A 10,945-nucleotide genomic window follows, 5' to 3' on the forward strand; every position below is an offset into this window, starting at 1 on the left:
CTCCTATTTCGCATCGGCCAGGAGCATCGCGGCGCCCTTTTCCGCCACCATCAGCGTCGGTGCATTGGAGTTGCCCGATGTGCACGTCGGCAGGATAGACGCATCGATCACGCGAAGGCTCTGCACTCCCCGCACCCTCAATTGAGGGTCGACCACGGCATCAGTGCCTCCCATGCGGCAGGTGCCTACCAAGTGATAGCCGGACACCCCTTTCGCTCGCGCATATGCCAGCCACTGTTCGTCGTTCTGCGCCTCAACGCCTGGCAAGGTCTCCTGTACACCCCATTTTTTCAGTGCTGGCATTGAAAAAATGTGGCGAGCGAGCTTCAGCCCGGCGATCAATGCCTCGCGATCGGCCGGCGTACTCAAGTAATTCGGTGCGATGGCCGGCGCCTCCGCTGCGTCGGACGAACGTGCCTGTACCGTGCCCACACTTTCGGGATAGGACTGGTACACATTGATGGTCATGCCACCCTCGCGCTCAAGCTGGTAGGTGCCTGGTTCGAAGCTCGCCGGCGCGAAACTAAGTTGCAGGTCCGGGAAAGTGCGCTGGTCGCTGCTTCGCGCGAACGCAGCACAAGTGCTGGCGCCAAGCGTGAGCAGACCGGCGCCGGAGAAGGCGTAAGACAGCAGTTCCGCCCCTAGTGCCAGACCGCGGGTGCGTTCGTTCAGGGTCCCGATGCCGCGAACCCGTTGCGTTAGGCGCACAGAATAATGGTCGCGTAGGTTCTTGCCGACGGCAGGACGATCGGCCACCACCGGAATATTGAGCGACTGCAACAGTGCCGCAGGCCCGATACCCGACAGTTGCAGCAGGTGCGGTGAGCGGATGGCGCCGCAGGAAACGATCACTTCCCGGCGGGCCATGACACGCACGCGGCCCGACGGCCCGAGGAGCTCCGCACCAACGGCGCGAGTTCCTTCGAAGATGACCCGCTGGGCCAGCGAGGTGGTCAATACATCAAGATTGCGGCGACTGCGTGCATTGCGCAGGTAGGTCTGCGCCGGTCCGCTACGGAACCTTCCCATCCGGTTCTGATGAAAAGCTGCAGCGCCTTCCCGTTGCGGACCATTGAGGTGCGGGTGCACGGCGAGCCCAGCCTGTGCACACGCTTCAAGGAAGGCTGTGCTTAGCGGATGCTTCTCAAGAAAACTGGACACCGGGAGGGGATGGTTCGGCGCAGAGCCATCAACGTTCTCGATCTGCTCGTAGTAGCGAATCGCTTCCTCGAAGGACCAGCCGCTGCAGCCCTGCGCGACCCAGTGCTCATGCTCGGTTGGCGCCGTGCGCACATAGAGCATGCCGTTCATGCTGCCGGTGCCGCCCAGCATTTTTCCCTGCGGGTAGTCAATCACGCGTCCGCCATTGAACGAATCCGCCTCTGAACGATAACGCCAGCTCACAGCGGGGTTGTTGATCAGTCGCAGAAAACCGGCAGGCACATGAATGAATGGGTTGCGATCCGGCGGCCCGGCTTCGACCAGCAGGACCTGGTGTCTGCCATCTGCGCTCAGCCTGTTGGCGAGCACACATCCCGCGCTGCCGGCCCCTAGCACGAGGAAATCTACCTCGCGGTCCCATTGCTGTTTATGATCTGACATCAGCTTGTTCCATAATTTCGAGCGTGGCCTTCCGGAGCATGCGCGCACGCGCCACAGGGGGCAGCAAGCCCGGTAGGCCGTGGAGCGGCGTCTCAATGGAGACCACCGAGTCGGCGGGAATTGCACGCAGCATCCCTACCAGGTCCAACCCACCCCGTCCGGGTGGAAGCCTTGCCTGGCGGGCCTGAAACAACAGTTCTGTCTCGGTGGAGGGGCGCTGCGCGGGGGCATCGCATATCTGGAAGTACGCCCAATGGGCAGGCGGGATGGCGGCCAAGTCGGCGGCGCTGCCGCCGGAGCGATCCAAATGGATCGCATCAACAATGACTCCGCCGGATCCCGCCATCTCGACCACGCGCTGGGCGGATTGCAGCGTGTTGATTCCGCGCCAGGGCATGAACTCGAGTGCCATGCGCAGGCCATATCGGTTTCCCAGATCGCTCAGATCGCGGAAACGTTCAGCCATCGCCATCTCGTTTGAATCGTCGCCCGCAACTAGTATGTGGCGTGCGCCAAGCTCCGCTGCTGCTGCGATCAGCGGCTCGAAAGTAGCTGCGTGGGTGATGGCCGTGAGGCGCACGAGTTCCACGTCGTGCACGACGACGCCTCGATCAAGCATGCGTGCCAGAGTCTCCCGCATCATGGGTGTTCCGCCGATCATGGGATGTTGTTTTTCCCCGGTGGAGGCAGGTGCAAGCCGCATGCTGACCATCGTGAAGCCTGCGTCCGCGGCGGCGTCTACCAGTTCCGGCGGTGTTAACTCGATGAGCGTGAGATGAGCGAGGCAGAGTCGATGTGACATGGCTTATCCGATTCGCACGATCGCCTGGACTATGGCCATGCGCAGCGATCTGGCTTCAAGGGCTGGGAACAGTCCATGCATCTGCGTCGATGCGCTGTCGGCAGCCAATCGCATCGGCGGCATATATGTGTCGACTAATCTGGTGACGAGAACTTTCATGCGCCCTCGTAGACAAGGTGCTCGCGCGCGGCGAACAGGTGGCTACCGTGGCCTGGCGCCAGGGCATGGCATTGGTCGAAGCCCTTGATGAAAGCCTCGCTGGCGCACAGCGCCGACATGGCATCGACATCGTCGAAGAACAGCTCGTCGACGACTGCGGGAGCATCTTGCAACACTTCACCGTCGAGCATGCGCGTCGCCGCGCCTTGCATAACCCAGTGCTGTCGAAAGGCTCGCATTCCACTTTGACTGGCACCATCGAGGAGCGCCTTGGTCCGGCGATTCCACGCCACATTGAATTCAACGGGATCCGTGCCAGGGGCGCGACCGACGAGTGCCATCGCCTTCAATGGCGATTCGCACTGTCCGACGTTCCCGACTCCTGAGGTCTCGCAGTACAGGACGACGCAACCGGCGACATCAAGGAACAAGTGCTCGTCAGGACGCACGTACTTCGCATAAAGCGGGTCGTTCTGGAATCCCTGTCGAACGAGTTGTGCAGACTGGGGAATCATCTGCGCCGCGCCGTCGAAGCGCTGGTCATCAAGTCCCGCGAGATCCAGGAATTCGTTCTGCACGTAGCGCTTGTTGTATGCCTTGTGTCGCGCTTTATTGACCAGCACGTCTACATGCACAGTGCGCCAGTGACCGACAAACGCCGCCCGGGTTGTGCCAGCGCGCCGCTTGAGCAATGAAAACTTGGCCAACGGCCTGGCCAATCCATCCATGCCGGAAGTGGTGCCACCGATCACGCGACCTCCTCGGGGGTTGCCGAGAAGGAGACGGTGTAGAGGCCACTGAATGCATCGGGCTGTGCGCCGAGTTGCGCTAGCGACCCCGCGCAGAGCTCGGCGTCAGCGAGCGTCCCAAGCACCTGCAAGTCGTAACCGATCACCAGGAACACCCAGTCAGCCACCTGATCGCCACCGCGAATCTTTTGCTCGGTTGTCTGTGGAATCTGTGGCGCCTCATGTCGCAACAGGTGGCCGCCAACGCATCCAGGTTGATCCATGAAGCGAGCAATGAGGGTTTTCAGTGATGCCCGCAATTTTTCATCAGCCCCCGGCGCGGGAGAGAGCCTGATCGCCAGGGCATGTCGGGCGACGTTGCCACCGGCTGATTCGAGTACTCGGCACTGGCTGCGCACCATGTTGCGGTGGTGCGGCATCATCTTGGTAGACCACGGCGTAGGCGAGTTCAGGCGTGCGAGATACTGAGGGGACGAGAGCGCCTCGAATGCCTCAAGTTCATACATCTGAAATACACCCTCGCCGCCGTCGGCGCTGCTCCAGCGCGTCGCACGTCTGAAACCAGGGATACCCAGGCGCTCACGAAAATGTTCGTGCGAGTGCCAGTCCTGAAACTCGCTGTTCACTTGGGGCGCCATGTCCCACCACATCGCGAGCGCTGCTTTTCCGAGCAAAGACATTTGATCTCCCTCAGAGTCCGGTTGACCCGTGCGTAATAGCCATCGCGACAAATCTTGCGTTTTTCTTCGTTTTCATTTCGTTGTGGCCTCCAGCCAGTTCAATGCGTTGGAATAATTGCTGCGAATAATACACAAAACTTGAACGACATTCAACTTAACGATATCATTCAACTTTTGAACGTTCACCCTGATGATTTGGAGATACAAATGAGCGGCGCGTTAGAAAAATCCTTGGCCATCCTGGAATACCTGACCGACTATCCGGACGGTGCGGCGCTCGTGCAGATTTCGACGGAGCTGAACCAACTGCGCAGCGGCTGCCACCGGACCCTGCACGAGTTGATCAAATACGGCTACGTGCGACAGTTGCCGCAGCGAGGAGACTACGCGCTCACCACGAAGATGGCCTCCATGGGGCTGAGCTTCCTGAGTAAGTCCGGTGTGGTGGACATTGCGCAACCCGTCATCAACCGCCTCGCACAGGCGACCGAAGAACTCGTTCGCCTGGCGATCGTGGACGGCGAACGACTGACGCTGGTGGCGAAGGCACAGGGCGCGAAATCCGGCTTGCTGTACGACCCCGACATGGGCCTCGACTTGCGCCTGTCGTGCAGCGCCGCTGGCCAGGCCTGGCTGATGACTCTGTCCGAAGATCTCGCCATCGAGTACGTCACTCACCAGGGCATCGGAGATCCGAAGCACTACGGTCCTAACGCGCCCACCAGTTTCAAGGCACTCCTGAAGATGTTGAACGATCACCGCAAGCGCGGCTTTAGCATCATCCAGGACACCTATGCTCCGGGCATGAACTCCATGGCGGTTCCGGTGCGCAAGGGCGACGAATCGACGACGGGCGTGATCGTGATTGCTGGCCCGTCGTCCCGTTTGACCGTCAAGCGTATGGTCCAATTCGGTCCCATGTTGCTCCATGCCGCCGAGGAGCTTGCGCTGTCTGGTAGCGCGTCCCCTCTGCTGAGATCCGCCAACGTGGGTACCTGGGGCAATGTAGTCGAGGCGCCGGCCCGCAGCAGGGTCAGGAGCTTGCGATGAGCCGGCCGTTTCCCGCATTTGAGACGGCATTTCGCTGCGTCGTTCCAGGTCAGGACGTGCTCGGAGAGACACCGCTGTGGTGCAGTGAGACACAGTCGCTGCTTTGGCTCGACATCGATGGTGGACGGCTTCAACGCTTCCGCCCAGCGACGGGGCGGCACGATGTATTTACGTTCGATGCCCGGTATGCGGGCTCGCTCGCGCTTGCGAGCGTGCCAGGCCGTGTTCTGATCGGTCTGGACCTCGGACTCTTCGTGTTCGACCTTGGCACTGGCGAGCGGCAATTGCTCTGCCAGGTGGAGTCCCCCGAGCGGGACAATCGCTTGAACGACGGCCGTTGCGACGCCCGGGGGAGGTTCTGGGTCGGCACCATGGATAACCAACTTTCGCGCCCCAACGGCGCCTTCTACCGCGTCGATCCCTCCGGGGCAGTGCATCACCTGTTTGGCGATGTGATTGTTTCGAACACGGTGGCGTTTTCGCCCGCCCAAGACGTGCTCTATTTCTCAGACACTCGGCGATTCGTGACTTGGCAGTTCGCAATGGATATTTCAACGGGTACGCTTTCAGATCGGCAAGTGTTTGTCGACCATTCGGCGACACGGTTTCGGCCCGACGGTGCCTGTGTCGACGCGCAGGGCTTCATGTGGAACGCCATCTTCGGTTCCGGCCGCGTTGTCCGCTATACCCCCGCGGGCAACGTGGACCGCGTAATCGAATTACCGGTCACGAATCCAACCTGTGTCTGCCTGGGCGGTCCGGATCTGAAGACGCTGTATATCACCACCGCCCTGAAGTTTCTGGACCGCAGCCAACTGCGCCGTGAGCCGCTCGCCGGTTCAGTGCTGGCCATAGAAGTCGACGTGCCGGGTGTCCCGGAGCATCGTTTCGGAGCTGCATCACCCGCCTAGCACGCTCCTGCGCTTCATGTCTTGCCAAGCGGCGGTCTGCCAAATAAGCTGGATGCATTGCTGATCGGCCCCAGTTCGGCAGCAGCAGCAATAAGCTCTGGCGTGAGGGGATATCCTTCCAGATTCATCATCGCCACAAGTGCGGCACGGTCAATATCAAGTTGGCGTATTGCTTCTCGCTCTGTGATGTTCCCCCAGGAGTACATGTCCAGTATGGTCAGTCGCGCATAGTCCTTACTTCCCAACTCTTGGCCAATAGGGATCGCATCCAACCATTCGCGATCCTCGGCGGACTGCCAAATGAAACTGGGATGAAAACGACCATGGAAAAGCTTCATGGCGCGACGTTTGTTTTTCCTTAAGCTCACAGTGTCCTCTTTGCTGCAGATTAAAGCGTATCAAGCGCAGCCTGCGCAATAGCTAAAAAATCGAATCCAGCTGGCCCCATTTGGGCTCGCTAACTCTCGATTGAAGAGAGCGATACTCGGTCGCCACAACAGACGGCCATTAAATCTGGTGCGTGGGTAGGGAAATGACATGAAATGTGGCGTGCGCCGATAAATGGAGCTCGCAGTTATTGTCTAGAACCTTGATTTAAATAGAACCTTTGAGACAATTACCTTGGACCCCTACACTGAAGTTGCTGGCCGTTATCCGCTGTATGTTGGAAAATCGCCGGAGTAAGCTGCTTTTGCGGTAATAACCACCATGGTCCCCGCAGCGGCTCTGGTCACGCGGTTCCATGCAGGCCAGACCCGCGCCGATAGAGCAGGCGGCGCCGGTTCAGGCGCCGGTGCCCATCGCAGCCGGTGTTGCGGCGGCCCGGCCGCCCCAGTGTTGCCAGGCCTTTTCGTGGAAGAAAAAGGCAATGGCCTGAATCGCGGGCTCGAGCAGGCTCAGCGTGAGGGACAGCAGCGGATTGCCGGTCACGGCATACGCCACGCCTGCTGCCACCGTGACGTGAACCACGTAGTAGCTGACTGTTTTTTTCAGCGTGGGCAAATTGGCACGTACAAGCTTGGCCATGTTCAGACTCCTTGGGCTCCGGTGGAGGAAGTGTCAGTTTTCAGTTCGGATTGATCGATAGTTGAAACATATTGAGGCTCTGTTTATTGTGTGGATTGACTATTTAGCTGGCCAATTGAGGTTGGCTACCGCATGGATAGAAGTTATCGCCAGCCTGGCCTTTCGTTTTCCGGCTACGTTGTTTTCCGCGCCTGGATTTGTGAAAACCTCCCAGTTTTGTTTGGTGGTTGCGACATCTGTAAGTCGTTTCCATCAACAGCCCCCCGCGACTGTTGACGAAAGGCTCAATAAGTGCTTAATACAATTTGTTGCTTTACGTAAATATTTTTAACAATCAAATTTTCCTTGAAGCGTCACTACCTGCGGCCTTCATTTTTGCTGGTTTCCTGCCTGGTGCTTTTGGCGCCGGGTGGCTCGTCTGTTTTCGCCCAGACAGTCCGCCGGCCGGACGCCGGTACCCTGCAGGAGCCGCAACGCCAGATTCCCCTGCTGCCCAAGCCGGGCGCGCCGCCGATCAGCCTGCCTGCCGGAAAACCGGTCCCGCCGGTTCAGGCCGCGGTGTCCATCACGCCGGCCGGGTTCCACTTCGAGGGCAACAGCCTCTTTGACCAGGAAACCCTGGCGGCCCTGCTGGCGGATCGCGTCAACCGGTCCACCGACCTGGCAGGACTGACCGAAGCCGCAGCCCTCGTCAGCCGGTATTACCGGGCGCAGGGTTACCTTCTGACGGAAGCCTATCTGCCCGAGCAGGCCTTCCAGGCGGTCGGCGGGACGGTCACCATTGCCGTGATCGAGGCGCGCATCGGCAGGGTCCATGTGGAGTTCGAGGGCGACAACGGGTCGGCGTCCTACGCCCGGCGCGTGGTGGGCGCCAATCTGCAACCCGGGGCGTTGATCAGCGAATACCTGCTGGACAAGCCCGTGCTGCTTCTGCGTGACCTGGCCGGCGTGGAAGCCAGCGCCACGGTCGAGCCGGGCCAGCGGCCCGGGCAGGCCGACGTGACCGTGACGATTCGGGCGCAGGGTTCGCAGGTGGATGGCTGGGTGGCCGTGGACAACTTCGGCGCACGCGCGGCCGGGCCCCTGCATGTGTCGGCCAACCTCAATGTCAGCAACCTGCTGGGGCGCGGCGATGTATTCAGCGCGCGCGTCCAGACCAGCAACGCCACACGCAGCAATTTGTACCGCCTGGCGTACGCGGTTCCTGTCGATGCCGCCGGAACCCGGCTCGCGGTCAGTGCCGCCCGGACCGACTACGCCCTGGGCGAACAATTTGCAGCGCTGGGGGCCACCGGCAAAGCGGACATCCTGGGCGTTTCCCTGACCCGGCCGCTGATCCGTTCGCGTGACAACAACCTGTATGGTCTGCTCAGCCTGGAACACAAAAAATTCAGCGACCAGATCGCCACTCCGGCCAACGACAGTGAGCGCCGCATCGCATCAGCGCGTATCGGCTTGCTGGGCAATTTCTCCGATCTCCTGGTCGGGGCCGGCGGTTTCAACAGTTACGCCCTGACCGGGACGCTGGGGCGCACCCGGCTGGATGTGATCAGCCTCGGTTTCGACCAGGGCCCCGGCGGCCTGCGGACGGCAGGCGGCTTCGGCAAGCTCAATCTCGAATTCCAGCGTACCCAGCTGTTCGGCAGCGTGTCCAGTGTGCTGCTGGGCTTTCAGACCCAGCTGGCCTCCCGAAACTTGGCTTCCGCCGAAAAAATGGCGCTGGGCGGCCCCAACGGGGTGAGGGGCTACCCGGTGGGCGAGGGCATCGGGGATACCGGGCTGTTGCTCAATCTCGAATACCGCTATCAGTTGCCTGCGCCCGCCACGCTGGCCGGTGAGCCGGTGAGCCTGGCGGCCTTTTATGACTACGGAACAGTCCGGTTCAATCAGGATGATTCTGCAGTACCCGGCGTCACCAACCGGATCGCCCTGGGCTCCGTGGGCATAGGCGCGCTGGCCGGGCGAATCAACAATTTCCTGATCACTACCTACCTGGCCTGGCGCACCACGCGGCCCACGCCATCCACGGGTGACCCGGACCGTTCGCCGCGCGCCTGGGTGTCCGCCCAGAAGTGGTTCTGACTGCGGCCCAAGCGAACAGCCATGACCCATCCATCCGCAAAACACGGCGCCTACCGCCCCTGGGCGGTTCGCACGGTGGTGGTTCGCCTGTCACGCAAGCTCACCGCCACGTATCGCCTGCGCAGTGGCCGTGTGTTGTCGCGCCTGCTGGCAGCCATGCTGGCGGGCTTTTCAACGCTGGCGACGGCCTTGCCTGAGGGCGCCAGCCTCGTGGCCGGCCAGGCAAACATCAGCACACCCAACGTCAACGCCATGGTGGTGACCCAGGGCAGCGACAAGGCCATCCTGAACTGGCAAAGCTTCAATATAGGCACGGGGCAGTCCATGCAGTTTGTGCAGCCTGGTGCGGCCTCGGTCGCGCTGAACCGGGTGGTGGGAGCGGCTCCGTCCTCCATTTATGGCTCGCTCAGCGCCAATGGCCAGGTGTTTCTGATCAACCCCGCCGGTGTCATGTTTGCGCCCGGTGCGCAAGTCCATGTGGGCGGCCTGGTCGCGTCCACCCTGGCCCTGAGCAACGAGGACTTCATGGCCGGCCGCTACACCTTCAGCGGCAGTGGCAATGCAGGTGCCGTGACCAACGGCGGAAACATCCGGGCCGCGCACGGCGGCTACGTGCTGCTGGCTGCTCCCAACGTAAGCAACACCGGGTCCATCAACGCCGCCGCCGGCTCGGTGGGGTTGGTGGCGGGCGCGCGTGTTTCGGTGGACACCTCAGGTGCGGGCCTGGTGAGCTTTTCGGTCGATGCCGCAGCAGCCAACGCCGTCGCCGCCAACAGCGGCGTGATCACGGCGCAGGGCGGGCAGGTCGCCGTGCTGGCCAGTGCCCTGGGCGATGTGATGGCCACCGTCATCAACCAGACCGGCGTGATACGCGCCACCTCCGCTACCGAGCGCAACGGCCTGATTGTGCTGAGCGGCGGAAAAACCGGCGTCGTGGCTGTGAACGGTGAGCTCAATGCCTCAGGTGCGGACGGCGGGCAAACCGGTGGCATGGTCCAGGTGCTGGGCGACAAGGTGGTTCTGGCCGCAGGCGCACGAATCGATACATCGGGGCAGGCCGGCGGCGGCACTGTGTTGATTGGCGGTAACTACCAGGGCAAGGGTGCCGAGCAAAACGCCTCCCTGACCCTGGTTGCGCGCGATGCGGTGATCGATGCGAGTGCCACAGGCTCAGGTGATGGCGGAAAGGTGGTCGTCTGGTCGGATGCTGCCACTGGTTTTTATGGCGCGATCAAGGCAACCGGTGGGTTCGACTCCGGCCATGGCGGCTTTGCCGAAGTGTCCGGCAAACAGACGCTGGCGTTCGACGGTTCCGCCAACTTCGGGGCTGCCCGCGGTGAGGCGGGCACCTTGCTGCTGGATCCGCTGAACATTGTTGTCAGCAACGCGGGACCGGCGACCTATGCCGATGTCAGCACTTTTGCGGCACAGTCCGGCACGACGCAAACCGTATCCGTGGCAACCCTCAACGCGGTTGCAGGGAACATCACGCTTCAGGCAAGCAACGACATCACGCTCAGCAATGCATTGGCCGTCACGGGAAGCCGCAGTGTCAGTCTTGAAGCCAACAACAACATCAACGTCAACGCGGCGCTCAGTGTCACCGGCGCGGGCGCCATCAACCTCAAGGCCGATGCCGACAACAGCGGCGCCGGCACGTTGGCACTGGGCGCCGCACTGACGTCCCAGGCCGGCGGCATCAGCCTGTCGGGCACCAGTGTGACCAGCACGGCGGCAGGCAGCATCACCACGACAGGTGCCGCCAACGGCAACGGCGGCGCGGTCAGCATCACGGGCACGGGTGCGGTCAATCTGTCAGGCGCGATCACGGCCACGGGCGGGACGGCGAGTGCGGGAAATGTCGGGCGTGCAGGTGGCGCGGTG

Annotated in this window: 10 protein-coding genes; 4 read left to right on the plus strand and 6 right to left on the minus strand. The window is 61.6% G+C overall.

All coding sequences use genetic code 11. The annotated features are described in order from the left end of the window. Positions 1-3 precede the first annotated feature (3 nt). From B7X65_RS21085 to B7X65_RS21100, 4 genes are all read right to left on the minus strand, one after another. Positions 4-1,602 carry a GMC family oxidoreductase N-terminal domain-containing protein gene (locus B7X65_RS21085; protein WP_293596232.1) on the minus strand — a complete coding sequence of 533 codons (1,599 nt, stop codon included), beginning with the start codon at positions 1,600-1,602 and terminating at the stop codon, positions 4-6. Next, positions 1,589-2,404, minus strand: coding sequence for a TIM barrel protein (locus B7X65_RS21090; protein WP_293596233.1), 816 nt, complete (start codon positions 2,402-2,404; stop codon positions 1,589-1,591). The genes B7X65_RS21085 and B7X65_RS21090 overlap by 14 nt, the downstream gene beginning before the upstream one ends. A gap of 155 nt (positions 2,405-2,559) precedes the next feature. Further along, positions 2,560-3,315: an EthD domain-containing protein gene (locus B7X65_RS21095; protein WP_293596234.1), complete on the minus strand. Its 756-nt coding sequence runs from the start codon at positions 3,313-3,315 to the stop codon at positions 2,560-2,562. Then, complete coding sequence (locus B7X65_RS21100) at positions 3,312-3,992, minus strand: hypothetical protein (protein WP_293596235.1); 681 nt, start codon at positions 3,990-3,992, stop codon at positions 3,312-3,314. Before B7X65_RS21100 ends, B7X65_RS21095 begins: the two co-directional genes overlap by 4 nt. A 207-nt stretch (positions 3,993-4,199) precedes the next feature. On the opposite strand from B7X65_RS21100, the gene B7X65_RS21105 reads away from it, so the two are divergent. After that, positions 4,200-5,042 carry an IclR family transcriptional regulator gene (locus tag B7X65_RS21105; protein WP_293596242.1) on the plus strand — a complete coding sequence of 281 codons (843 nt, stop codon included), beginning with the start codon at positions 4,200-4,202 and terminating at the stop codon, positions 5,040-5,042. Next, a complete protein-coding gene (locus B7X65_RS21110; protein WP_293596236.1) occupies positions 5,039-5,953 on the plus strand; it encodes an SMP-30/gluconolactonase/LRE family protein in 915 nt (304 codons plus the stop codon). The genes B7X65_RS21105 and B7X65_RS21110 overlap by 4 nt, the downstream gene beginning before the upstream one ends. A gap of 14 nt (positions 5,954-5,967) precedes the next feature. Here B7X65_RS21110 and B7X65_RS21115 read toward each other — a convergent pair whose 3' ends face one another. Further along, positions 5,968-6,291, minus strand: coding sequence for a hypothetical protein (locus tag B7X65_RS21115; RefSeq protein ID WP_293596237.1), 324 nt, complete (start codon positions 6,289-6,291; stop codon positions 5,968-5,970). 445 nt (positions 6,292-6,736) lie between these two features. Next, complete coding sequence (locus B7X65_RS21120; protein ID WP_293596238.1) at positions 6,737-6,979, minus strand: DUF2061 domain-containing protein; 243 nt, start codon at positions 6,977-6,979, stop codon at positions 6,737-6,739. A 345-nt stretch (positions 6,980-7,324) separates the two neighbouring features. Between B7X65_RS21120 and B7X65_RS21125 the strand changes: the two genes are divergently transcribed. Then, complete coding sequence (locus B7X65_RS21125; protein WP_293596239.1) at positions 7,325-9,061, plus strand: ShlB/FhaC/HecB family hemolysin secretion/activation protein; 1,737 nt, start codon at positions 7,325-7,327, stop codon at positions 9,059-9,061. A 21-nt stretch (positions 9,062-9,082) separates the two neighbouring features. Then, positions 9,083-10,945 (plus strand): filamentous hemagglutinin N-terminal domain-containing protein (locus tag B7X65_RS21130; RefSeq protein ID WP_293596240.1); only part of this gene is annotated, 1,863 nt, incomplete at its 3' end.

This window comes from Polaromonas sp. 39-63-25 (assembly GCF_002278925.1).
Classification (GTDB): domain Bacteria; phylum Pseudomonadota; class Gammaproteobacteria; order Burkholderiales; family Burkholderiaceae_C; genus Polaromonas.